The organism is uncultured Leifsonia sp. (assembly GCF_945957465.1).
Lineage (GTDB): Bacteria > Actinomycetota > Actinomycetes > Actinomycetales > Microbacteriaceae > Leifsonia.
On the sequence record NZ_CAMFLC010000011.1, the window covers coordinates 1 to 22,819 of the forward strand.

The following is a 22,819-nucleotide window of genomic DNA, read 5'->3' on the forward strand; positions in this document are numbered from 1 at the left end:
ACGACATCCCGTACTTCTACTCCGACCAATACGATCTGGGCATGGAGTATTCGGGCTATGCGCCGCTGGCGCGCGGAGCGGACGTGGTGTTCCGCGGTGACGTGGAGGCGCGGGAGTTCATCGCGTTCTGGGTGCGCGATGAGCGGGTGGTCGCCGGGATGAACGTGAACGTCTGGGACGTGCAGGAGCAGCTCCAGCGGCTCATCCGTTCGACGGAGCCCGTCGACCGCGAGCGGCTCGCCGACGAGAGCGTCGACCTTGCCGCCCTCTGAGATCTTCGAGAATCCCGGAACCGGCGTCGCGATGTACCTCCCACCCCTCCGCATCCCCGTGCGAACCATCGGCGCCCGCACGTTCGACTTCTCCCGCCAGGTCGCCGTGATGGCGGTGGTGAACCGAACGCCGGACTCCTTCTTCGACCAGGGGCGCACCTTCGCGCTCGATGCAGCCGTCGCGGCCTGTTTCGACGCGGTGCGGGCCGGCGCCGACTGGGTGGACATCGGCGGCGCGCCGTTCGCGCCCGGCGCCCCGATCCCGGCCGCCGAGGAGGCCGCCCGTGTGGTGCCCGTGGTCACGCGGCTGCGCGCGGGCTCCGACGTGGTCATCTCGGTCGACACGTTCCACGCGGCGGTGGCGCGCGACGCCATCGCAGCCGGTGCGACGGTCATCAACGACACGACGGGTCTCAGCGATCCCGACCTGGCGCGCGTGGTCGCCGACAGCGACGCGACCCTCGTGCTCACGCACAGTCTCGCGAGTCCGCGCACCTTCTATCCGCGACCCTCGTACGACGACATCGCAGCGGAGGTCGCGGCCTTCCTGCTCGAACGGGTCGAGCGGGCAGCGGCAGCAGGGGTGCCGGAGGAGCGGATCATCCTCGACCCCGGGCACGACCTCAACAAGAACACCCTGCAGTCGCTGGAGTTGACCCGCCGGCTGTCCGAGATCGCCGACCTCGGTTACCCCACGCTCGCCGCGGTCTCCAACAAGGATTTCATCGGCGAAACGCTCGACGCGCCGCGCACCGAGCGTCGGGACGGCTCGCTCGCCGCGGCCGTGGTCTCGATCGTCAACGGGGCGAGGATCATCCGCATGCACGACGTCGCGGGATCGGTCGCCGCGGCCCGCATGACGGAGGCCATCCTCGGCCTCCGCTCGCCCGCCTACCTCAAGCACAACATGGGGGATGTGAATGCCTGAGGCCGCGATCGACGTGCTCTTCCCGCTCCCGGCGGAGGAGGGCATCGGTGACCAGCGGATCGCCGACTTGTACGCCGCCGACGCCGCCGCGACCTGGCTGCGGGTCAACTTCGTCTCCAGCATCGACGGTGCGGCCACCCGCCAGGGGCTCTCCGGCGGGCTGTCGGACGACGCGGACCGTCGTGTCTTCGAGATCCTGCGGCGCCTGTGCGACGTCGTGGTCGTGGGCGCGGGTACCGTGCGGGCCGAAGGCTACGGCGCGATGCGGGTCGATGAGGTGTCGCAGCGCGCCCGGCGCGAGAAGGGCATGACCGCTCACCCCGTCTTCGCCATCGTCTCGGCGAGCCTCGACCTCGACCCGGCGAGCCCGATCTTCCGCGACGCGCCGGAGCGGCCCATCATCGTCACGACTCAGCTCTCTCGAGCGGACACCCGGGAGGCGCTCGCCGAGGTGGCCGACGTCGTGATCTGCGGCGAGGAGCGCGTCGAGCCGCACCGGCTGGTGGACGTGCTGGTCGCCCGTGGCCTGAACCGCATCCACTGCGAGGGCGGCCCGCACCTGTTCGGCGACCTGATCGCCGCCGGGGCCGTGGACGAGCTCTGCGTGACGATCGGCGCCACGCTGGAGGCCGGGGTCGCGTCCCGCATCTCCGCCGGAGCCGCGCCGATCCTCCCGGTCGGCATGCGGCTCGCCCACGTCCTCCGATCCGGCGACACCCTGCTGCTGCGCTACGTCAGGCGCGGATGACCGACCGCCTCGTCATCGACGTCGCGCTCGTCCGCCGGCTGGTCGACAGGCAGTTCCCCGCGTATCGCGCCCTGCCCATCCGGCCGGTGGAGCTGGACGGCTGGGACAACCACACGTTCCGGCTCGGCGACGAGCTGAGCGTGCGGCTGCCGAGCGCGCCCGGCTACCGCGAGCAGGTGGCGAAGGAGCACGAGTGGCTCCCGCGCCTCGCGCCGCACCTCCCGTTGCCGATCCCGGTGCCCGTCGCCCAGGGCGAGCCCGATGCGGAGTACCCGTTGCCGTGGTCGGTGTACCGCTGGCTGCCCGGAACGCCGCTGGCGCTGGCCGGCGCAGTGGACGAGCCGAGGCTGGCCGAAGACCTGGGGCTGTTCCTCACCGCGCTGCGGGAGGTCGATGCCCGCGGGGGTTCGCTCCCCGGCGCGCACAACTTCTTCCGCGGCGACCCGCCCGGCGTCTACCGCGACGAGGCGCTCGCCGCGATGCCCGCGGGAGCGCGCGACCTCGACCCGCGGCTCGCGCAAGCCATCTGGGCGTCGGCCGAGCAGTCGCGCTGGGCGGCGCCCCCGGTGTGGTTCCACGGGGATGCGGCCCCCGGCAACCTCCTGGTGCGCGACGGCCGATTGTCGGCCGTCATCGACTTCGGAACGTCCGGCGTCGGGGATCCCGCCTGCGACCTGGTGCCGGCGTGGACGATGTTCGACGGGGAGGCGCGCGCCGCGTTCCGCGACGCCGTCGCGCTAGATGAGGCGACCTGGGCACGGGCTCGCGGCTGGGCGCTCTGGAAGGCGCTCATCACCGTGCGCGACACCCCGGACGACCTCCCCGCCCGCCGAACCCTGGCGCGCCTCGCCGCCGACCCCGGCGCGTAGCGCGGCGCGCGAGGGGCGTGCGAGGGGCGTGCGAGGGGCGCGCGAGGGGTGCGCGAGGGGCGCGCGAGGGGCGTGCGAGGGGAGCGCGAGGGGCGCGCGAGGGGAGCGCGAGGGGCGCGAGGGGCGCGCGAGGGGAGCGCGAGGGGCGCGAGGGGCGCGCGAGGGGCGCCTAAACGCCCCTAAGCGGGCGCCATAAGGGCATCGACTCGCCCTTCGCAGATGAGGCGTGCGGAGGGGTGCGCGAAGGGCGTGCGAGGGGCGCCTAAATGCCCCCAAGCGGGCACCATAAGGGCATCGACACGCCCTTCGCAGATGAGGTGCGCGAGGGGCGCGCGAAGGGCGTGCGAGTGCGCGCGAGAGGCGCGCGAAGGGCGTGCGAGGGGCGCCCAAGTGCCCCTAAGAGAGCTCCTTAAGGGCATCGACTCGCCCTTCGCACGCGCAGCGCGCGAAGGGTGCGCGAGGGGTGCGTAAGCGCCCCTAAAACGGCCATTTATGGGCATCGACTCGCCCTTCGCACGTGAGGCGCGTGAGGGGCACGCGAGGGGCACGCGAGGGGCGCGCGAGGGGCGCGTAAGCGCCCGTAGGCGGGCCGGTTCGGGGCCTTGAGGCGCCCTTCGGCGGCAGCACGCGAAGCGCCCGCAGCGGTCAGGCGGCAGCCAGGGTGTGCGCGTCGAGGATCGTGTACGAGTAGCCCTGCTCGGCCAGGAAACGCTGACGGTTCTGCGCGAAGTCCTGGTCGACGGTGTCGCGTGACACCAGGGTGTAGAAGTTCGCGGACAGGCCCGACTGCTTGGGCCGCAGCAGCCGTCCGAGACGCTGGGCCTCCTCCTGACGCGACCCGTACGACCCGGAGACCTGGATGGCCACGGTCGCCTCGGGGAGGTCGACCGAGAAGTTCGCGACCTTGCTGACCACCAGGACCGGTGTCGTCCCGTCGCGGAACTCCTGGAACAGCCGTTCCCGCTCGTCCACGGGTGTGGCGCCCGTGAGCTGTGGAGCGCCGAGGGTTTCGGCGAGTTCGTCGATCTGGTCCAGGTATTGGCCGATCACCAGGATGCGCTCGCCCGCGTGCCGCTCGACCAGCTGCTGCACGACCTCCAGCTTGGCCGGGGCTGTGGCGGCCAGCCGGTACCGCTCGTCGTCGGCCGCCGCCGCATAGCTCAGCCGGTCGGACGCGGGGAGGTCGATGCGCACCTCGAAGCACGCGGCGGGGGAGATGAAGCCCTGCGACTCGATCTCCTTCCATGGTGCGTCGAACCGCTTGGGGCCGATCAGGCTGAAGACGTCGCCCTCGCGGCCGTCCTCGCGCACCAGCGTGGCCGTGAGGCCCAGACGGCGCCGCGCCTGCAGCTCCGCCGTCAGCTTGAACACCGGCGCGGGAAGCAGATGTACCTCGTCGTACACGACCAGGCCCCAGTCCAGCGCGTCGAGCAGCGCGAGATGGGCATACTCGCCTTTCCGCTTGGCCGTCAGGATCTGGTATGTCGCGATCGTGACCGGCTTGACCTCCTTCACCTGCCCGGAGTATTCGCCGATCTCCTCGGCGGTGAGGGAGGTGCGCTTGAGCAGTTCGTCGCGCCACTGCCGGGCCGACACCGTGTTGGTGACGAGGATGAGGGTGGTGGTCTTCGCGGTCGCCATCGCGCCGGCCCCCACCAGGGTCTTGCCCGCGCCGCACGGCAGCACGACGACCCCCGAGCCGCCGTCGAAGAAGTTGGAGACCGCCTTGCGCTGGTAGTCGCGCAGCGCCCAGCCGCTCTCGTCGAGCTCGATCGGGTGCGGTGTGCCGGGGGTGTAGCCGGCGAGGTCCTCTGCGGGCCAGCCGAGCTTCACGAGCTCCTGCTTGAGCTGCCCGCGTGCCCAGGCCTCCACCGTGAAGGTCGTCTCGTCGCGGCGCTCCACCAGCAGCGGGGCGATGCGCTTGGCGGTCGCGACCTCCAGCAGCACCGGCCGGTCGTGCGAGCGCAGCAGCAGCGTGCCGTCGTCGTCGCGTTCGATCACCAGCCGGCCGTAGCGCGCGACCGTCTCGGAGACGTCGACCGACACCGTCTGCGGGATGGGGAACTTCGAATACTTCTCCAGCGTGCCGAGCATGTCCTCGGCGCTGTGCCCGGCGGCTCGTGCGTTCCACAGCCCCAGGCGCGTGATCCGATAGGTGTGGATGTGCTCGGGCGCCCGCTCCAACTCGGCGAAGACGGCGAGGTCGTGGCGGGCGTCCTCCGCCGCGGGGTGTGCGACCTCGAGCAGGACGGTGCGGTCGCTCTGGACGATCAGGGGGCCATCGGACATGACCGCTCAGTCTACGCTGCGCAGACCCTTGACGCTGGAGAGGGGCAGGGTCCGCTCGATGTCCGCAGCACGGTCCCGGCCGCGGAGCCGGCCGCCGCCGATGCCCGTCGGCTCGAGCAGATAGTCGACCAGCCGGCCGTCGGGCATCGCCACCTGGACGACGACCGTCTGTCGCCCGCGCACGGCCTGGTCGAGCTGGCGGGCGAGCCACTGCTCACCGGTGTCCTCGTCGGCGGTGTCCTCCAGTCGCAGTCGGGCGACCAGTTCGGCGGCGGTGTCTCGTACCTCCGCGGCCGGCCGGGCTGCGACGGTGCGGCGCTGCGGGGTCACCACGGCTCCGGAGGCGTCTTCGGCGACTACCGGATAGCGGGCGTCGCTCAGTGCCCAGTACACGACGTCCCGGGGGAACCGGCTCGACAGCGTCGAGTCGTCCACGGGCTGCAGCCGCAGGGACGACAGCGCCTGGTCGACGGCGATGGTGCCGAGCAGGGTCGTGTCGTCGGAGTGCACCAGTCCGTGCCCGTCGGCCGCCGCCCGCACCCGGACCCGGCCGTGACGTGCGACCGCTTCGGAGATGAGGTAGTCGAGCGGCTGCGGCACCCCGGTGAGCGAGACGGACGCGAGGAAGTCATGGATGCTCGCCGCCGTCTCGCCGGACGTCACCGCGCGGTCGACCGAGGCGGCCGAGAACCGGAACGTCGAGGCCAGTGCGCGGCTCTCCAGGTCGGCCATCGTCCGCAGTCGAGACTCGACGTCCGGGGCGAGCGGACCGGGGGAGATCACCGTCAGGTCGTGCTGGAGGTAGACCTTCGAGACCTCGGCGGGGAACTGCGCCGCCATCGCGGCAGCGGCCGCGGTCGGCCCGGTTTCGAGCAGGGCCGCGCCCGCGCTGCTCGGCACGCGGCGCCCGGTGATCCCGAGCAGCTCGGCCTCGTCGACCCGTTCGGCGACGCGCCCCCGGGCGTCGGAGGCGGAAGCCGGGTAGAGCCACGCGACGTGGGCGCCGAGGCTGTCGTCCCAGGGCGCGCGGGTGCGCGAGCCGAAGAGGGCCGTCAGGTCGGCGGGCAGGGCGTCGAGCCAGCCGGCCGCGAGCGCGCGCCACCGGTCGGCGGTCGTCGCGTGCTGCCAGCCCGCGGCTTCGGCGGTGGGCAGCCACACACCGTCGGCGACGGCGGCCAGGCCGGCGCGGGCGGCGACGGAGAGGACGGTCGGCACGACAGCGGGCTCGATCGCCAGCGCGTCTGCGAGCCGCTTGGCGGCCGGGAGGGCGAGACCGCCCTTCTGCAGCTCGCGCGCACCCTCGCGGGCGAGCTCGGCGAGCAGCTCCGAGACGCTCGCGACCGCCTCGAACGCCCGCTCGGCCGCCAGCCGGTCGACGGACGACGCGTCGGTCGTCGCGGGCCGGACGGCGGGAGGGGGAGTGTCGAGCACGGCGTCGGGGCGGGGGAGGCCGCTGCGGGCACCGGCGTGGAGCACGGCGGTGACGGCGTCGTACGGTGCGACCGCCGGTGCCGGGGTGCCGGGGTTCGCCGGGGTGCCGTGGTTCGGGGACGCACCGGGGTTCGCCGGGGTGCCGGAGTTCGGGGACGCACCGGGCTCCGCCGTTGCGTCGGCGCTCACCGCATGGTCGGCGCTCACCGGGTGGAGGAGCAGCAGCGCGATGAGCGCACGGACGGCCCCGTCCACGTCGCGGGGGTCGGCGGCCGCCGTCGCCGGGTGAGCTCGCAGCTGTTCGGCGACCCACGCCGGCGTGTGCGGGCCGTCGGCGCGCCCGAGCACGACCAGCACGGCGAGCTGCAGCCGGTCGAGCGGGACGAGCGCACGCTGGACGGCCTCCGGGTCGAGCAGGGCCTCCGCGAGATCGAAGAAGTCGGAGACGCCCGATCGCCGCACGGGGCGCGCGCGCACTGCGGCGACGAGCTCATCGTCCGGCATCGCGCGGAGCCGCGCGGCCAGAGCGAGCGTCGTCGTCATCGCGCCTGCCCGGCGAGCCGGCTCAGCGTCGGCCCTTGGGCCCGGTCTTCGGCGTGGCGGGCGGCGTGGCCGTGGCCTCCGCCGCCGCTTTGGCCGCTCTGCTCCGCTGCCGCCCGGCGATGACGATCACCACGATGATGAGCACGAAGGCGATCGGGAACGCGATCAAGGGGAACAGGAAGACGGCCGGCCACAGCCCTTCGCCGGAGCCCTGTTCCGGCATCCCGCCCACCGCGGAGCCGATGAGCACGGCCGCGATGCAGACCAGGGAGACCACGACGAGGGCCGCGGCGATGTACGAGAGGGTCCGCTGAGCGCGCGAAACGGGTGGCGGGGTCTGCTGGGTCACGAAATCAAGGATAATTGAGGTTGGTCATTCGATCCCCCATGTGAAGTGAGGTTCCCATGCCTACCGGCAAGGTCAAGTTCTACGACGAGGAGAAGGGCTTCGGCTTCATCAGCTCCGATGACGGCCAGGAGGTCTTCTTGCACGCCTCGGCGCTGCCCGCTGGTGCCGTGGTGAAGGCGGGATCGCGACTCGAGTTCGGCATCGCCGACGGCAAGCGCGGCGCGCAGGCGCTCTCGGTGCGCGTGCTGGAGGCGCCGCCCAGCCTGGTGAAGATGAAGCGCAAGTCGGCAGACGACATGGCGATCATCGTCGAAGACCTCGTGAAGCTCCTCGACGGCATCGGCGCCAACCTGCGCCGTGGCAAGTACCCGGACAAGGCGCACGGCGCCAAGATCGCGGCGGTGCTGCGCCGGGTTGCGGACGACCTGGATGCCTGACGACCGCGCGACGGACGGAGCGTTCGGCGGCGAAGAGACCGTCGACGGCAACGCGCATGCCGAGACCGCGATCGGCGAAGCGGTGAGCGCCGGCGTCGTCGATGTGACGGGCGACGACGCGACGGGCGACGACGCGATCGGCGACGAGGCGAACGACGACGCACGCGCGAGCGAGCCGCGCACCGAGGAGGACCTCAGCGACCTCATCGCGGCCGTGCCGCTCGCACGTTCGGCGCTGCTCGAGATCACGCCCGAAAGCACCATCGGCGAGCCGCTCGGGCACGTCGTGGAGCCCGGCGGCGCCGTCTCCCTGCTGTTCGCCGCCACGCTCGCCGGCTACCCCGGCTGGCACTGGACCGTCACGGTCGGCCGCGCCGACGACGACGCCGAGCCGACCGTGCTGGAGGCCGAGCTGATGCCTGGCGACGATGCGCTCCTCGCTCCCGACTGGGTGCCGTGGTCCGAGCGTCTCGCCGAGTACCAGGCCGCCCAGGAGGCGCTCGCGGCCGAGGCCGACGAGACCGGCGCCGAGGGCGACGGTGAGGACGACGTCGATTCCGACGACGAAGGCGCGGACGACGAATACGACGACGATGACGACGACGAGGACGACGAGTCCGCGGAGCTCGACGACGACCACGACATCCACGACCTCCACGGCGACGACGACCTCGACGGCGTCGACATCGACTCCGTCGACGTCGCCTTCGACGAGGACACCGATGTCGACTCGGAGCTCGACCTGGCTTCGGAGGAGGCCGCGGCACTGGCGGATGACGAGGTCGCGGCGGATGACGAGGTCGCGGCGGATGACGAGGTCGCGGCCGATGACGAGGTCACGGCTGAGGACGAGGTCACGGCAGACGAGGTCGATGGTGACGACAGCGACGACGACGCCGACGCGGAGATCGAGGCCGCCCAGGCTGACGACGGCGGGGCGGGCGACGCCTCAGCGGTGACGCCGGGCGCGGCTGATGCTGAGGTAGGCGAAGCCGAGTAGGCCGAGCGCGATCCCGACGATCACCGTCCCGATCCACCAGCCGCCTCCCGCGGCGGTGATCGGCGCGGCGAAGATGAGCGTCGGGATCAGCGCGAGCACCCAGATGCCGAGGCCGACGAGCACCGCCCGCCGGTCGTCCGTCGGAACGGGGACCGGATCGGGTCGGCGCTCGTCGTCACGCAGCCACAGCCGCACGGTCGGCCCCGATCAGCCCAGACGCTCGACGACGTACTCGACGCAGCCGATGAGCGCGCGGACGTCCGCCGGCTCGATGGCGGTGAAGGTGGCGATGCGGAGCTGGTTGCGGCCGAGCTTGCGGTACGGCTCGGTGTCGACGATCCCGTTGGCGCGCAGCGTCTTGGCCACGGCGGCGGCGTCGATCTGCTCGTCGAAGTCGATGGTGACGACGACCTGCGAGCGGTGCGCGGGGTCGGCGACGAACGGCGTCGCGTAGTCGACGCTCTCCGCCCAGGTGTAGAGCGCGCCGGACGACTCCGTGGTGCGCGCGTCGGCCCAGGCGAGACCGCCGTTGGAGTTCATCCACTCGATCTGGTTCTCGAGCAGCACGAGGGTGGCCACGGCCGGAGTGTTCAGCGTCTGGTCGAGACGCGAGTTGTCGATCGCGTTCTTGATGCTGAGGAACTCGGGGATGTAGCGGTCGCTCGCGGCGATGCGCTCGACGCGCTCGATCGCCGCCGGCGAGAACAGGGCCAGCCAGAGGCCGCCGTCGGACGCGAAGTTCTTCTGCGGCGCGAAGTAGTAGACATCGGTCTCCGTCACGTCGAAGTCGACGCCGCCCGCGGCGCTCGTCGCGTCGATGACGGTGAGCGCGCCCGCGTCGCCGTTCACGCGCCGAACGGGAGCCATGACGCCGGTGGAGGTCTCGTTGTGGGGCCAGGCGTAGAGGTCGACGCCGGCCTCCACCTCGGCCTCGGCGCGGGAGCCGGCGGGCGCCTCGATGACCCGGGGCGCCTGCAGCCACGGCGTCTTCGCCGCCTTGGCGAACTTGCCGCCGAACTCGCCGAACACGAGGTTCTCGCTGCGGTTCTCGATGAGGCCGAACGCCGCGGCGTCCCAGAACGCCGTCGATCCGCCGTTGCCGATGACCACCTCGTAGCCGTCGGGCAGCCGGAAGAGGTCGCTCAGACCGGAGCGGACGCGTCCCACCAGGTTCTTCACCGGAGCTTGCCGGTGGGAGGTGCCGAGCAGCTCGGCGCCGGGGCCGGCGAGGTAGGCCACCTGCTCGGGGCGGACCTTGGACGGGCCGCAGCCGAATCGTCCGTCGGCGGGCAGGAGGTCGGTGGGGATCGTCACGTCCGGCATAACTGCAGTGTATTGGCTGTTGAATCCTCACGTGGCCGGCCGCCGTCGTGCGGGGCGGCGTCACCGGGCCGTCACCTGCAGCAAGTAGGCTCGTACGCGAGATTCGCGCGCCCGCACGTGGAGGGGTTCATGACCGACCTGATCGACACGACCGAGATGTACCTTCGCACCATCCTGGAGCTGGAGGAGGACAACATCGTCCCGCTGCGCGCACGCATCTCCGAGCGGCTGGGGCACTCCGGACCGACCGTCTCGCAGACGGTCGGTCGGATGGAGCGCGACGGTCTCGTCGTCGTCTCGGGCGACCGCCATCTCGAGCTCACCGACGACGGCCGCCGCAAGGCGGTGCACGTCATGCGCAAGCACCGTCTCGCCGAACGGCTGCTCAGCGACGTCATCGAACTCGAGTGGGAGTACGTGCACGAGGAGGCCTGCCGCTGGGAGCACGTGATGAGCGAGCAGGTGGAGCGCAAGCTGCTGACGATGCTCGGCCACCCCACCGAGTCGCCGTACGGCAATCCCATTCCCGGACTCGGCGAGCTCGGGGCGCCCGATGCGGCCTCCACCGCGAACCTGGTCAACCTCGTCGACGTCGTCCGCGGCGGGGATTCCGAGGTGACTGCCAGGATCCGTCGCCTCGGCGAACCGGCGCAGGTCGATCCCGAACTGCTCCTGCAGCTGAAGCAAGCGGGTGTGTTTCCCGGGTCGACCGGCACTTTCTCTGCCGCCGGTTCGTACGTGTCCGTGCAGATCGACGGTTTCGAGACCGGCCTGGAACTGCCGAACGAACTCGCTGCGCACATCTTCGTCGACGCTTGATCTCCGTTACCGATTTGTTAAAAAGCGCATTAAACAATGTGACAAATCGCGGGTCGTCCCGTAGTCTCTAACGAGTCCGAACGGGCCAGAAGCCGGCCCATCAGGACCCCGACCGGGACGCTCCAAACCCCCCTTGAGCCCGTCTCCCGGCCGGTGAAGCCGAAAGCGAACGCATCGGACGGGGGCAGCTCCCTAGTGCTGCCGGAGCGCAGGAGGATGCACTTTGGCACACTCTGGTACGCCCGATCCTGCTCAGGACCAGGCCCCTCAGGACCCGGACATCACCCCCTCGACCTCGTCCACCCGGTCCACGGCACCCGATCTCGTCTCGCGACGGTCGCTGCGCACCGTGAAGGCCTCCTCTTCGGCGCCGCGTGCACCGAAGCGCCAGACCCCTCCGTCGACCTCCGTCGCTGCCGCGACCGAGCAGTCCAAGCCGGCCGCGAAGAAGCGGAAGGGCGGTTGGGCTCTCAACGTCGCCGTCATGACCGTGGCGACCGGGATCATCGCCACGATGTCGATCCCGGCTTTCGCGTTCAATCCCGCCGGCGCGGAGTCGTCGGCGTTCGGCCCGAGCGCGGCCGACAGCATGAAGAAGGCGCAGGCGCAGTCCGTCGAGGTGAGCGGCGGGGTTGCCGAGTCCGCTGTCAGCCGCGATGCCGCCACGGCGACCAGCCAGCAGCAGCTCGACGCGCAGAAGGCCGCCGCCGCTGCGGAGGCCGCCCGCCAGCGCGCGGCCGTCTCGTTCGCGAGTTATGCCGCCTACAGCGGCCCGAGCGTCTCCGACTTCCTCGCCAACCCGCCCTACCCGAGCTTCAGCCTGTCGCAGGTCTTCTCGGTGGCGAAGCAGTACATCGGCACCCCGTACGTTTATGGAGGCGCGTCGCCCGCCGGCTTCGACTGCTCCGGTTACGTCATGTACGTGTACGCCCAGTTCGGCATCTCCCTGCCGCACTCGGTGTCGGGTCAGGCCGCGATGGGCAAGCGCATCTCGATCCAGGATGCTCAGCCCGGCGACATCGTCATCATGCCGGGCCACGACGGCTTCTATGCGGGCAACGGCAACATCATGGATGCGCCGGACTCCGGCCGCTCGATCTCGATCCGCCCGATCTGGACCAGCGACTTCTACATCGTCCGCCTGGGCATCTGAGCCGCGCGGGTTTCCGGTGCCCCAACCCGCGGTGAACACTGCGGGTCGCGCGTCCGGATCGGCGTGCCACGAATAGGTGGCGCGCCGATTCTGCGTTACTCTGTTGCCCTGGCGCAGTGCCAGGCAGCCGTGCAGATCGGAGTTTCCGATGGCCGAGTCGACCCGAGTGCGGTCACCGCAGGTGGCCACCGGGGTCGAGCGCGGCCTCCACGCGGAGCGTCGCGTGAGCCGTCTGCAGCCGCGCCGCGACTTCCTCGCCTGCCGCCACCATGTCGAGGCCTGCCACCGCCACCATGTGGTGTGCCGCCACCATGCCGCCGTCTTCCAGGGCGCTGTCCGTTCGGACAGTGCCCTTTTTGTTTGCCTCGCACACCCGAAAGGTCGCAGATGAAGACACTGGTCCTCAACGCCGGCTACGAGCCCCTCGCGGTCGTCTCCTTCAAGCGCGCGATCGTGCTGGTCATGAATCAGAAGGCGACCGTGCTCGCGAGCGACGCGGATCACCCCGTCTGGAGCATCTCCGGCCGTTACGATCGCCCGTCGGTGATCCTGCTCACCCGCTACGTGCGCATCCCGCACGGCCGCGCGGTGCCGGTCTCCCGACGCGGGGTGCTGCGGCGGGACGGCCACCATTGCGGCTACTGCGGCAAGACGGCGACCACGATCGACCATGTCCTCCCGCGCTCCCGCGGAGGCGCCGACAGCTGGGAGAACCTCGTCGCCTGCTGCCTGCGCTGCAACAACGTCAAGGGCGACCGGACCCCCGCCGAGATGGGCTGGACCCTCAAGCTCACCCCGCGCGCCCCGCACGACAGTTCGTGGGTGGTGCGCGGCGTCGAGGGCGGCCAAGAGGAGTGGCGCGACTACCTGGGGGTGGCCGCCTGACGACGTGCGGCCGACGTGTTGCCGACGCGGCCTCTAGTAGGCTTGTCGGGCCAGCCTCTGTAGCTCAATGGAAGAGCAGTTCCGTCCTAAGGAAACGGTTGGGGGTTCGAGTCCCTCCAGGGGCACCATTGCAAGGATCAAACTAGTTGACCAGGTGGCAACTTCGACTTCTAGATGACGCTCACCGCCCCGGATTGACTTTGGCCGACATATGGCCGGCCGAGCCTCGCGCCATCCTCGGACTCAACCGGCTCGAGCAAGCGTCATCGCCGGCCACAACTAGCAGGGACTTGACCGCTCTGGGCGATCGAGATCGTCGTGATCGTCGGCGCCATCTTTTCAGGCGGCCGACGGGGGAGTGCCGAGCTGTACGGCGGTTCGGTTCTGATCGGTGCCGTGGCTTTACTTCTCAGGGTTGGCTGCGCAGTACGCTTCCGTCGCGGTTGACGCGTTTTCGAGACTCTCCCAATTCTGCCAAACTCACGGTGGAGGCAGCTTTGACCACTTGGGGTATACACAACGACACCGATATCGATTTGATCGGCGGCGGCTTCGTTTCGATCGGTTGGGACTTGCTCACGGATCTGCGTGAGTACGACGGCCGAGAGGCGCTCAAGATCGCGCTGCGCGAGGCCTACCCAGGCAGGAAGCCGGGATCGTACCCAGTCCAGGCGGGTGTGCTCTACTCGTTTTCACTAGACATGGCCGCAGGCGACGTGATCATCGCTCCCAATAAGAGCGACCGAACCGTGAACATCGGAGTGGTGAGCGGCGACTACTATTTCGAGCGGTCAGCTTCCTTCCACAGGCACCGCCGACCCGTTCGGTGGCTGAAGACAGGCGTCAGCAGGGCGGTCTTCTCGTTGTCGGCACTGAACGAGATTGGCAGCGCCATCACACTCTTCCGGGTACGCAGGAACGCTGAAGAGTTCCGGGCGTACCTCGACTCCCGTTCGGAGGCGGAATTCGAGTCGACGACTGCATCCGAGCAGCAGGCTCCCGAGGTCGCGGCTGAACGCGCAGATGAGGCTGTCAATGCCGACCGGATTGATCAGTACACGCGGGACTTCATCACGAAGAGGCTTCTCACGGGTATCAGCGAGCGCGAGTTCGAAGAGCTCACTGGTGACATCATGCGGACTCTTGGGTACGAGGCTCGCGTGACACAGTTCTCTGGGGACGGCGGTGTGGACGTCATCGCACACCGCGACCCGTTCGGGCTCGAGCCGCCCATTGTGAAGATCCAGTGCAAGCACAGCGCGAAGAGTATCGGCGGACCCGTCGTGGCGCAGCTCGTGGGGCGAATCGGCGCCACAGAAACTGGGCTGTTCGTCTCGCTGGGTACCTACACGTCTGATGCGATTGCCCAGGAGCGAAACAATCCCAGGCTGAGGCTGCTGACCGGAGACGAATTCATCGACTTGATCCTTCGGCACTACGACGACCTCCCTCGCCGGTGGAGGGAGGTAATCCCCCTCCGGCGCGTTTTCGTCGTGGACGAAGATCCTGCCATCGGCTAGAGGAATCGTCCGAGCTGACCGCTTTCATTGGGGGACGATTCGCGTGTCGCCACATCGTGATAGACAACTCGGTATGAATCCCGACTCGCTGCCGAGCGAGTTCGGCGTGTTCAGTCATCTGAACGCGCCGAACGCCGAACTTTACCGGAAGGTGCTCGGCGCGTTCGTGGTGGCGAAGGAACGCTTCCAGGTGCACCTGCGCCCGGACGATGTGCTGGCGCAGCTCCGGCGCTCGGCCGGGAAGGAGGAGAGCGTCCCGACGATCGAGGCGGCGACGGCAGCGCTCGACTCGCTTGTGGAGTGGGGCAATCTCGTTGCGACTCCGGACACGGGGAGGGTGGTCCATGTCGAGGACTTCTATTCGAAGCGGCAGCTCTTCCAACTGAGCAGGGCGGGTGACGCCGCCGAATTGGCGTTGCAGCGGTTCGATGACGCGTTGGGGAGGCGCGGATCGTTGCAGACGGTCGCGCTCGAGGACATCGCGGCGACGCTGGGACAGTTCCTTGCGCTCATCGGTGCTGAGGAGCTGGACGTCGCGGTCATTCAGACGAGCCTCACCGCTCTGACGACGCGCTTCACCGAGCTTGCCGAGAACGCCAGCGCGTTCATGGGGTCTCTGCAGCGGACGATCGATCTCACCGACACCGATGAGGATGCGTTCGTCGCCTACAAGTCGCGACTGGTTGAGTACCTGGAGCGGTTCATCCGCGACCTGACCGTGCGCGGGCCCCAGATCGCGTCGATGCTCAACGACGCTGATCCCGCCCTGGTTGAGCGTGCGCTGCGAGCACTTGCGGACAGAGACTCCGGTGACGCGCCGGCGCTCGACGGCGACACCGCCCAACAGGCTGACCGTTACCTGTCGGTGTGGACGAACCGATGGGAGGGGCTCAACGGATGGTTCCTCTCCGACGGGCGCCGCGATAGTCAGGCGAAGCTGTTGCGGATGGCGGCGCTCGCTGCGATTCCGACGCTCCTGAATGCGGTTCAGGCGGTGCACGCCCGCCGGTCCGGCCGCTCGGATCGTTCCACTGACTACCTGCGGCTGGCGCTGTGGTTTCAGGAGGCTCCGACCGATGAAGACCGTCATCGACTCGCGCGTGCGGCCTTCGGTCTCTATTCGGCCCGGCACCTGACCGTCGATCCGGAGACGTGGCAGCGGTGGAACGAGGATCAGTCGTGGTCAGGGGCGCCGTGGGCGGACGCTCCGCCGGTAGAGATCTCCCCGCAGCTTCGGCGCACCGGCAGTTACGAGCGCAAGGGGCGCCCCAACCAAGTCATCGACCGCTCTGCGGAGCGTGCGCTGCTCGCTCTGCGCGTGCGCCAGGAGGCGGAGCAGATCGCGCTGGCCCGGCGGCGGCTCACGACGAACGGGGAGGTCGCGCTGAGCGAACTGGCGGGCCTCGACCGCACGGCGTTCGGCTTGTTCCTCTCTCTGCTCGGGGATGCGCTCGTGGCGAAGAAGCCCGGTGAGCGGACGGTGAGCACCGCCTCCACCGACGGCATGATGCACATCGAACTCACGCAACTCGACTCGAGCGAGCTGGTGGCCCTGCAAACGGCTTCGGGCACATTGTGCGGGCCCGATCACCGGGTCAGAATCACCGACCTCAGCCAGCTGAACACGGATCAGCTCGCCTCGGCAGCGCTCGAGGAGGCGTCGTGAGCGCCACGAGCATCGATGACAGGCAGCGCGCGGCGCGGGTGCTGCTGCGCCATCCCCTCATCCGTTCCGCGGACGCGGAGCGGTTCCGGCTGGTCCGCCGGTACGCGGGTGAGCTGGCCGAGTGGTTCGAGATCAACACCGGCTGGGCGCTGCACCGGGACAGCGAAGTCGTCCGGCTCGACCGTGAGCCGGCGATCGATACCGATGCGACGCATCCTTTCGCGACGAAGTCGTCCGCAGCTCCGTTCTCGAGGCGACGTTATGTCTTGTTGATGCTGTGTCTCTCGGTGCTGGAGCGCAGCGACAGTCAGATCGCCCTGGGCCGCCTGGCGGAGCAGGCGATCCTGGCGGGGAGCGCCGACGAGCTGGTGTCGGGCGGATTCTCGTTCGGGCTGACCAGCCGGGAGGAGCGCGGTGACCTGGTCGCTGCTGTCCAGATGCTCCTGCACTGGGGAGTGCTCACGAAGGTAGCCGGCGACGAACAGGACTTCGTCCGCGAGACCGGCGATGCCCTCTACGACGTCTCCCGTCGTGTTCTATCCCAGCTGCTGGTGACCCGCCGTGGCCCCTCCACGGTTAAAGGGGCGACGCTCGACGAAAGATTGCGCGGGATGCGTGACCGCGGAACTGCTCCGACGGACGATCTGCGCAACCTTCGACTGCGGCAAAGCCTGACCCGGCGGCTGCTCGATGATCCAGTGCTCTATTTCGCCGAACTCTCCGACGAAGAGAACGCCTACCTCCGCAGCCAGCGCGCCGCGATCTGCCGACGCATCACCGAACTGACCGGGCTGGTCGCGGAGCTCCGCGAGGAGGGCCTCGCGATGGTGGACTTCGACGACGACCTCAGCGATGTGCGGATGCCCGAGAAGGGCACCGAGGGCCATGTGACCCTGCTCATCGCCGAACACCTCGCACGCTCGGGTGAGACTGAACACGACGTGGACAGCCTTGTCGCCGCTGTGCGGGACTGGGCTCCCGCCTTCGCCAAGTACTGGCGGGCGGGCGCGCGGGAGCCGGCCGCTGCACCTGAGCTGGTGGAGGTCGCGCTCACGCGACTTGCGGCCCTCCGGCTTGTGGCCCGCGACGAAAAGACCGTCGTGGCGCTCCCTGCTCTCAGCCGCTTCGCCGTTGCCGAACCCACCATTCTGGGAGACCCGAAATCGTGACCATCGAAACAACTGCCCTCGCGTCCGACGTGTCTTCCGGACTCCCTTCGCCGACCAGCGTGCGTTGGCAGCCCCTCCGGCTGGGCATCGTCGACCTCTTCTACTACGAGAACGAAGTGTTCCCGTTCGTCGACGGCCGCTTGCTCCTGCGCGGTAACAACGGCGCTGGTAAGTCGAAGGTCTTGGCGCTGACGCTGCCGTTGCTGTTCGACGGCGATTTGTCGCCCCAACGTGTCGAGCCGGATGGTGACCGGCAGAAGCGCATGGAGCTGAACCTCCTGCTCGGTGACGAACACCCGAACAATGAGCGCGTCGGGTACAGCTGGCTGGAATTCGGCCGCCTCGACGACGACGGTGAGCCGCACTTCACGACGATCGGGCTGGGGTTGAAGGCTGCGAGAGGTCGCGCCATCACCAAGCACTGGTTCTTCGTGACGGATCAGCGTGTCGGTGACCAGTTGCACCTCATCGACAAGGGACGACTGGTGCTCGGCAGGGATCGGCTGGCCTCCGCTCTGGAGGACTCCGGGCGCGTCTATGACAGTAAGGCCGAGTACCGGCATGCGGTCGATCAGCGCCTGTTCGGGCTGGGGGAGCGTCGGTACGCGGAGCTGATCGAGTTGCTGCTTCAGATTCGCGCTCCTCAGCTGTCGAAGAAGCCGAGCGAAGCGGCACTGTCGGAGGCGCTCACCCGCGCGCTCACCCCGGTCGGTGACGACGTGATCAAGTCGGTGGCCGACGGGTTGCGATCGCTGGATGAGGAGCGCGATCAGGTCAAGCAGCTCATCGCCGACCAGAAGGCGGTGCACGGATTCCTCGATCACTATCGCGAGTACGCCAGGGTGATGCTGAAGCGTCAGGCGGAGGCGCCGCGCAAGGACCAGGCTGAGTACGAACGCTACGGTCGCGCGATCATCGAGACGACGGCCGAACTCGACACGTTGCAGCGAACGTTGGCGGAGCTGGGTGCTCAGCTCGCCGTGATGCGTGCGGAACGCGTTGAGCTCGAGGGGGAACGCGAAGCATTGCGCGACAGCGAAAACGCCGAGAGCGAGCGTTTGCTGGAGATGGCCGAAAGGGCAGCCCACGAAGCGGACGAGCGCGAAGATCGGGCAAACGACGCGAAGAAGCGGGCCGACGATCGCCTGGAGGCCGCTCGAGCCGAGGCCGGCGCCGACAACGATCGCGCCGACCAGGCCCGCCGTACCGCGCTGGAGGCGATCACTGCCGCGGCTGACGCTGCCGGGAGGGCCGGAATCGCGCATCGTCACGACGCGTTGCTCGACACTCCGAGCGAGCAGATGGAGGCTGCCGTCGCCGCCGATCGAGCGGCGACCGGAGCTGAAATCGGCCGCAAGCGCGAAGGGGTCACCCGTGTAACAGCCCTGCTCGACGCCGTTGTGAGTGCGGAGGCAGCCGTGGGACAGGCTGCACTGAGGGAGGCTGAAGCCGAAAGTCGCCGCGCGGATGCCATGGAAGAACGCGTCGCTGCCGACGCTGCGGTCGATGACGCGGTCGATGCCTATCTCTCCGACGTCGAGATCGCCCTGGCCGCGCTGACCGAGTTGTCGATTTCGGACGCTGCTTTCGAGGATTTCACTGACTGGGTCAGGCTTCGCGCCGGTGAGAACCCAGCGGCGATGGCGCTTCGCTTATCGGCTGACGGGGTACTGGACGATTTGCGCGGTCAGCGTGCCTCCAAGACGCTGCAACTGGAGGAGCTTGCGCGTCGCATCCTCGACCTCCAGACGGAGATCGATGCTCTCCAAAACGGTGAATCCGTTGAGCCTGACATGGCGCCCACGCGCGCTGCAGCACCGGGAGAGTCGATCCCGCTCTGGCGGGCAGTGAGCTTCCGGGACGATCTCGACGAGGCCGCCCGAGCCGGAATCGAGGCAGGGCTGGAGGGGAGCGGATTGCTCACCGCAGCGGTCGTCTCCGATGGATCGGTTCGACGCGTCGACGACGGACAACTCATCCTGCTTGCGACCGACGTTCCCGTGTCGGGTCGCACCCTCGCGGATGTGCTCATCGCCGAGCCGCCGGCCGGCACTGCCGTCATGGAGTCGACCATCACGGGGGTCCTTCGCGGTATTGCCCTCAGCGAAGCTCCCGACGACGATCCCGCACCGGTGTGGGTGGGCACATCCGGCCGGTACCGTCTCGGATCGGCGTATGGTGCCTGGTCGGCGGACTCCGCCCGGTTCATCGGCGAGAGCGCTCGAGCGGCGGCTCGCGAACAACGGTTGCGTCAGGCGCGAGCCCAACTCGACCAACTCGCCAGCGAAGAATCCGACCTGCACAGGCTTCTCGCGACAATTGCCGAGCGCGTGGCGACCGTCGAGCGGGAGCGAGGAGCGGTGCCGTATCCGCACGCGCTCCAGAACGCAGATGATGCTGCGCGCTCCGCGGCCGAACGCGTCCGGCAGCGTGAGGCCGAACTCGTCAAGGCGCGGGAGTCGGCATCTGTCGCGGCAAGGCGCGCCCGGTCTGCGGTGGAGGAGCTTCGTGCCGATGCGGAGGTTCTCGGGTTACCGGCCGCAGTGGAGGGTATCCGGGCGCTCGGCATCGCCCTGTCCTCGTACGAGCGGCTCGTCGAGGGTGCTTGGAATAGCCTCTCTCGTGTTGCCGACGCGCTAAGGGTGTTGGTGCGCTCGAGCGAACAACTGCGTCAGGCTCAGGGGGATGCCGAACGTGCGTCCGAAGAGAAGGAAGCGGCCGTCACCGAGCTGATCGTGAAACGGGCGCACGCCGACGGGTTGCGGGTCTCCGTCGGGACCGACGTGGAGCATCACCGCGAACGCGTAGCGGTGAATGCTGCCAGAACGAAGCAGGTGGACCGGGAGCTTTCTCGGCTCAGCCGCGAGGAGAAGAACCTCGGCGAGATCCGGGGTGGGCTAAGCGAGAAGCTCAACGGCATGCGCTCAGACCAGGAACGAAGCCACGAAGCCCGGGTGGAGGCCGTCGACGCGCTGCGCCGCACCACAATGCTGGGGTTGGCGCGCGTCGCCGAGCTGGAAGCCGAAGAACCGGAGGGAATGGACGAGTGGGCCGTCACCTCCGGCGTGCGGTTCGCGCGTGCTCTCGACGCCGAGCTCGCGAGTGTCGACGCGTCGATCGAGCGTTACAACCGGCTGCTCTCGCAGGTCCATAGCGAGTTCACCGACCTCCAGCGTTCGCTGGGTCGTCACGGTCACGAGGCGGCGTACATCCCGAGCGACGACGGTGTGCGGGTCGTCGTGTCGATCTCGGGCCGTGAGCTGCTCCTCGTCGACCTCGCCGTCCAGTTGGGCGATCGGATCGAAGAGCACGAGCGCTTGCTCAACGCGAAAGAGCGCGAGATCATACAGACCCACCTCGTCGCCGAGGTCGGCGCCCAGCTGTCCGAGTTGATCGGTGAGGCCGACCACCAGAGCGTTCAGCTGAACAACGAATTGCGCACCCGCCCCACCTCGACCGGCATGACACTACGCGTGCTGTGGAAGCCACGCTCGGATGGTCCGGCGGGGCTGACTGATGCGCGACGGATCCTCGGCACGACCGCAGATGTCTGGGGCGAAGACGACCGCACCGCCCTCGGCGCGTTCCTGCAGGCGCGGATCGCGGAAGTCCGCGACGCGGATGAGGCCGGCAACTGGTACGACCATCTCGGCGAAGCGCTCGACTACCGTCGCTGGCACCGTTTCACGGTCGAGCGGCAGCAGGGCGGAAAGTGGAAGCCCGCGACGGGGCCCGCATCCGGCGGGGAGCGTGTGCTGGCAGCGAGCATTCCGCTCTTTGCCGCGGCGTCATCGCACTATCGAACAGCAGCGAATCCGTATGCGCCGCGTCTCATCATGCTCGACGAAGCGTTCGCCGGCGTTGATGACAGCGCGCGGGCCGATTGTCTCGGTCTGCTGGCGGAGTTCGACCTGGACGTCGTGATGACGAGCGAGCGCGAGTGGGGATGCTACCCGGAGGTGCCAGGACTTTCGATCGCTCAGCTCACTCGCTTCGACGGTGCGAACGCGGTGCATGTGCAGCGTTGGCGCTGGGACGGCCGCAAGCGCACGGAGGTCGCTGAATGTGACGTGGTCGCCGACGCCGCCCGCGCGGGCGAACTCTGGTGAGCGAAGACGGCGCGCAGCTCGCTCAGCTTCGACGGATCCTGGGCACTCCGGACACCGCCTGGTTGCTCTCTCGCTTGCGGGCCCGCCTCGAGCAGAGGGGCATTCTTGCCGGGACCGTGACGAAGCAGGCGGCGACCACTGCGGAGCGGGTCGCAGCCTCCAGGTTTTTCGGCAAGCCCGTTCGCTCGGGCTCGAGCGCAACGGTCTCGCTCGAGGCGCTCGACGCGCTACTGCGGCGGGGAGCGTGGCCGGAGGGCCTGGAATCTGCCGTCATCGCCCTCACGGGTCCGGTTGTCGGCCCGGAGGTCCGACGGGCCGAGCGCGAAGCCTGGCTGGAAGCCGCCGCCACACTCCGCCAGGTGACAGCCGTTCACCCTGACCTGGCGGAGTGGACAGACCAAGCAGGGCGCACAGGGGCATTGAAACGCGCTGTCCGGACAACGGCTGAAGCGCGCCGTCTAGCGGCCCAGCTCGTGACGCTTGCCAGCGCTCTTCCAACGGAAGGAGAGGTACTCGGCGTGCTCGCCGCGCGACTCTTCGGGGATGCGCACGCGCTGGACTCGAAGACGACGCTCGGCGCACTGGCGGTCGGGCTAGCTGCGGCGATCGGCGGCAGCCCCAGCCCTTCGAGCGCACACGATCGACGGGAGGCGTGGCTCTCCTGCGGCGTCGTTGTGGACGAGCTTTCATCGACGGTCATCGCTCTCGGGCTTCCGGGCGGCGCCACGTCGCCGACGGCCCGAGCGCTCGCCGCACTGTCGGAGTCGGGCCAGCCGGCGGTCTTGACCTATCGCCAGCTCGCCGTCGACGACATCGGCACCTGTCCGCAGGTCGTCTGGGTGTGCGAGAACCCTGCGGTGGTCGCATCTGCGGCAGTCCGTTTCGGGGCGGCCGCACCAGCGCTGGTGTGCGTCAACGGACAGCCGGGGGCTGCGGTCGTCCGCTTGCTTACGCGACTGCTCGAAGGCGGTTCGAGCCTTCGATATCACGGGGACTTCGACGCGGGCGGGATCTCGATCGCTCGCACGTTGGCACGTCGGGTGCCCTGGTTGCCCTGGCGCTTCGACGAAGAGCACTACCGTGCTGCGTGCGCCTCTGGAGAGACGTTCTCGGCGTTCACGGGAACGGTGGGGGAGACCCCCTGGGATCCGGGTCTGACAGCCGCGATGGACGAACTCCGTTTCCGCGTCGAAGAGGAGTCGGTTCTGCGGGAGCTCTTGGGAGATCTCGCTGCGGGGTGACTCGGAAGCGATGCACATGCTCGCACTCTGGCGGAGTGGATGGGGAAGTGCAGACAAACTCTGTCCGC

At 69.1% G+C, this 22,819-nt stretch carries 20 protein-coding genes and 1 tRNA gene; 15 read left to right on the plus strand and 6 right to left on the minus strand.

Annotated elements, in window-relative coordinates:
* The 4 genes from Q0Q23_RS07440 to Q0Q23_RS07455 form a co-directional block, all read left to right on the plus strand.
* Positions 1-272 (plus strand): oxidoreductase C-terminal domain-containing protein (locus Q0Q23_RS07440; protein ID WP_295121581.1); only part of this gene is annotated, 272 nt, incomplete at its 5' end.
* A 31-nt stretch (positions 273-303) separates the two neighbouring features.
* Positions 304-1,200: a dihydropteroate synthase gene (gene folP / locus Q0Q23_RS07445; RefSeq protein WP_295121691.1), complete on the plus strand. Its 897-nt coding sequence runs from the start codon at positions 304-306 to the stop codon at positions 1,198-1,200.
* Complete coding sequence (locus Q0Q23_RS07450; protein ID WP_295121582.1) at positions 1,193-1,948, plus strand: pyrimidine reductase family protein; 756 nt, start codon at positions 1,193-1,195, stop codon at positions 1,946-1,948. The genes folP and Q0Q23_RS07450 overlap by 8 nt, the downstream gene beginning before the upstream one ends.
* On the plus strand, positions 1,945-2,817 hold the full coding sequence (locus tag Q0Q23_RS07455; RefSeq protein ID WP_295121583.1) for an aminoglycoside phosphotransferase family protein: 873 nt from the start codon (positions 1,945-1,947) through the stop codon (positions 2,815-2,817). The genes Q0Q23_RS07450 and Q0Q23_RS07455 overlap by 4 nt, the downstream gene beginning before the upstream one ends.
* A 645-nt stretch (positions 2,818-3,462) precedes the next feature.
* On the opposite strand, the gene Q0Q23_RS07460 is transcribed toward Q0Q23_RS07455, so the two are convergent.
* From Q0Q23_RS07460 to Q0Q23_RS07470, 3 genes are read right to left on the minus strand one after another with little or no spacing between them, the layout of a single operon-like run.
* Positions 3,463-5,106 carry a DNA repair helicase XPB gene (locus tag Q0Q23_RS07460; RefSeq protein WP_295121584.1) on the minus strand — a complete coding sequence of 548 codons (1,644 nt, stop codon included), beginning with the start codon at positions 5,104-5,106 and terminating at the stop codon, positions 3,463-3,465.
* Positions 5,107-5,112: 6 nt separating this feature from the next.
* A complete protein-coding gene (locus Q0Q23_RS07465) occupies positions 5,113-7,080 on the minus strand; it encodes a helicase-associated domain-containing protein (RefSeq protein WP_295121585.1) in 1,968 nt (655 codons plus the stop codon).
* Positions 7,081-7,102: 22 nt separating this feature from the next.
* Positions 7,103-7,429 carry a hypothetical protein gene (locus tag Q0Q23_RS07470; RefSeq protein WP_295121588.1) on the minus strand — a complete coding sequence of 109 codons (327 nt, stop codon included), beginning with the start codon at positions 7,427-7,429 and terminating at the stop codon, positions 7,103-7,105.
* A gap of 56 nt (positions 7,430-7,485) precedes the next feature.
* Between Q0Q23_RS07470 and Q0Q23_RS07475 the strand changes: the two genes are divergently transcribed.
* A complete protein-coding gene (locus tag Q0Q23_RS07475; protein ID WP_295121590.1) occupies positions 7,486-7,866 on the plus strand; it encodes a cold-shock protein in 381 nt (126 codons plus the stop codon).
* Complete coding sequence (locus tag Q0Q23_RS07480; RefSeq protein ID WP_295121592.1) at positions 7,859-8,866, plus strand: DUF3027 domain-containing protein; 1,008 nt, start codon at positions 7,859-7,861, stop codon at positions 8,864-8,866. Before Q0Q23_RS07475 ends, Q0Q23_RS07480 begins: the two co-directional genes overlap by 8 nt.
* On the opposite strand, the gene Q0Q23_RS07485 is transcribed toward Q0Q23_RS07480, so the two are convergent.
* Both Q0Q23_RS07485 and serC read right to left on the minus strand, forming a co-directional pair.
* Positions 8,816-9,061: a DUF2530 domain-containing protein gene (locus Q0Q23_RS07485; protein WP_295121594.1), complete on the minus strand. Its 246-nt coding sequence runs from the start codon at positions 9,059-9,061 to the stop codon at positions 8,816-8,818. The two genes, Q0Q23_RS07480 and Q0Q23_RS07485, sit on opposite strands and share 51 nt — an antisense overlap.
* A gap of 12 nt (positions 9,062-9,073) precedes the next feature.
* Positions 9,074-10,189 (minus strand): phosphoserine transaminase, encoded by a 1,116-nt coding sequence (gene serC, locus Q0Q23_RS07490; RefSeq protein WP_295121596.1) that lies wholly within the window; start codon positions 10,187-10,189, stop codon positions 9,074-9,076.
* Positions 10,190-10,318: 129 nt separating this feature from the next.
* On the opposite strand from serC, the gene Q0Q23_RS07495 reads away from it, so the two are divergent.
* Both Q0Q23_RS07495 and Q0Q23_RS07500 read left to right on the plus strand, forming a co-directional pair.
* Complete coding sequence (locus tag Q0Q23_RS07495; protein WP_295121598.1) at positions 10,319-11,008, plus strand: metal-dependent transcriptional regulator; 690 nt, start codon at positions 10,319-10,321, stop codon at positions 11,006-11,008.
* Between the two features lie 223 nt (positions 11,009-11,231).
* Positions 11,232-12,161, plus strand: a complete 930-nt coding sequence (locus Q0Q23_RS07500) for a C40 family peptidase (protein WP_295121600.1) — start codon at positions 11,232-11,234, stop codon at positions 12,159-12,161.
* Positions 12,162-12,333: 172 nt separating this feature from the next.
* Here the strand turns inward: Q0Q23_RS07500 and Q0Q23_RS07505 are convergent, their stop codons facing one another.
* Complete coding sequence (locus tag Q0Q23_RS07505; protein WP_295121602.1) at positions 12,334-12,474, minus strand: hypothetical protein; 141 nt, start codon at positions 12,472-12,474, stop codon at positions 12,334-12,336.
* Between the two features lie 74 nt (positions 12,475-12,548).
* Between Q0Q23_RS07505 and Q0Q23_RS07510 the strand changes: the two genes are divergently transcribed.
* The 7 genes from Q0Q23_RS07510 (at position 12,549) to Q0Q23_RS07540 (ending at position 22,751) form a co-directional block, all read left to right on the plus strand.
* Entirely contained in the window at positions 12,549-13,046 is a 498-nt protein-coding gene (locus tag Q0Q23_RS07510) for an HNH endonuclease (protein WP_295121603.1), read from the plus strand.
* A gap of 53 nt (positions 13,047-13,099) precedes the next feature.
* A tRNA-Arg gene (locus Q0Q23_RS07515) sits at positions 13,100-13,174 on the plus strand.
* A 369-nt stretch (positions 13,175-13,543) separates the two neighbouring features.
* Complete coding sequence (locus Q0Q23_RS07520; RefSeq protein ID WP_295121605.1) at positions 13,544-14,566, plus strand: restriction endonuclease; 1,023 nt, start codon at positions 13,544-13,546, stop codon at positions 14,564-14,566.
* Positions 14,567-14,639: 73 nt separating this feature from the next.
* Positions 14,640-16,232 carry a TIGR02677 family protein gene (locus Q0Q23_RS07525; protein ID WP_295121607.1) on the plus strand — a complete coding sequence of 531 codons (1,593 nt, stop codon included), beginning with the start codon at positions 14,640-14,642 and terminating at the stop codon, positions 16,230-16,232.
* The gene (locus Q0Q23_RS07530; protein WP_295121609.1) at positions 16,229-17,401 is read left to right on the plus strand and encodes a TIGR02678 family protein; all 1,173 of its coding nucleotides are present in this window, start codon (positions 16,229-16,231) and stop codon (positions 17,399-17,401) included. Before Q0Q23_RS07525 ends, Q0Q23_RS07530 begins: the two co-directional genes overlap by 4 nt.
* Positions 17,398-21,510: a TIGR02680 family protein gene (locus Q0Q23_RS07535; RefSeq protein ID WP_295121611.1), complete on the plus strand. Its 4,113-nt coding sequence runs from the start codon at positions 17,398-17,400 to the stop codon at positions 21,508-21,510. The genes Q0Q23_RS07530 and Q0Q23_RS07535 overlap by 4 nt, the downstream gene beginning before the upstream one ends.
* Complete coding sequence (locus Q0Q23_RS07540) at positions 21,507-22,751, plus strand: TIGR02679 family protein (protein WP_295121613.1); 1,245 nt, start codon at positions 21,507-21,509, stop codon at positions 22,749-22,751. The genes Q0Q23_RS07535 and Q0Q23_RS07540 overlap by 4 nt, the downstream gene beginning before the upstream one ends.
* Positions 22,752-22,819 lie beyond the last annotated feature (68 nt).

Bases quoted from the DNA above. Each gene is read 5' to 3' on its own strand.
- folP (WP_295121691.1), top strand. From the start codon at position 304: ATGTACCTCCCACCCCTCCGCATCCCCGTGCGAACCATCGGCGCCCGC.
- Q0Q23_RS07450 (WP_295121582.1), top strand. From the start codon at position 1,193: ATGCCTGAGGCCGCGATCGACGTGCTCTTCCCGCTCCCGGCGGAGGAG.
- Q0Q23_RS07455 (WP_295121583.1), top strand. From the start codon at position 1,945: ATGACCGACCGCCTCGTCATCGACGTCGCGCTCGTCCGCCGGCTGGTC.
- Q0Q23_RS07460 (WP_295121584.1), bottom strand. From the start codon at position 5,106: ATGTCCGATGGCCCCCTGATCGTCCAGAGCGACCGCACCGTCCTGCTC.
- Q0Q23_RS07465 (WP_295121585.1), bottom strand. From the start codon at position 7,080: ATGACGACGACGCTCGCTCTGGCCGCGCGGCTCCGCGCGATGCCGGAC.
- Q0Q23_RS07475 (WP_295121590.1), top strand. From the start codon at position 7,486: ATGCCTACCGGCAAGGTCAAGTTCTACGACGAGGAGAAGGGCTTCGGC.
- Q0Q23_RS07480 (WP_295121592.1), top strand. From the start codon at position 7,859: ATGCCTGACGACCGCGCGACGGACGGAGCGTTCGGCGGCGAAGAGACC.
- serC (WP_295121596.1), bottom strand. From the start codon at position 10,189: ATGCCGGACGTGACGATCCCCACCGACCTCCTGCCCGCCGACGGACGA.
- Q0Q23_RS07495 (WP_295121598.1), top strand. From the start codon at position 10,319: ATGACCGACCTGATCGACACGACCGAGATGTACCTTCGCACCATCCTG.
- Q0Q23_RS07505 (WP_295121602.1), bottom strand. From the start codon at position 12,474: ATGGTGGCGGCACACCACATGGTGGCGGTGGCAGGCCTCGACATGGTG.
- Q0Q23_RS07510 (WP_295121603.1), top strand. From the start codon at position 12,549: ATGAAGACACTGGTCCTCAACGCCGGCTACGAGCCCCTCGCGGTCGTC.
- Q0Q23_RS07525 (WP_295121607.1), top strand. From the start codon at position 14,640: ATGAATCCCGACTCGCTGCCGAGCGAGTTCGGCGTGTTCAGTCATCTG.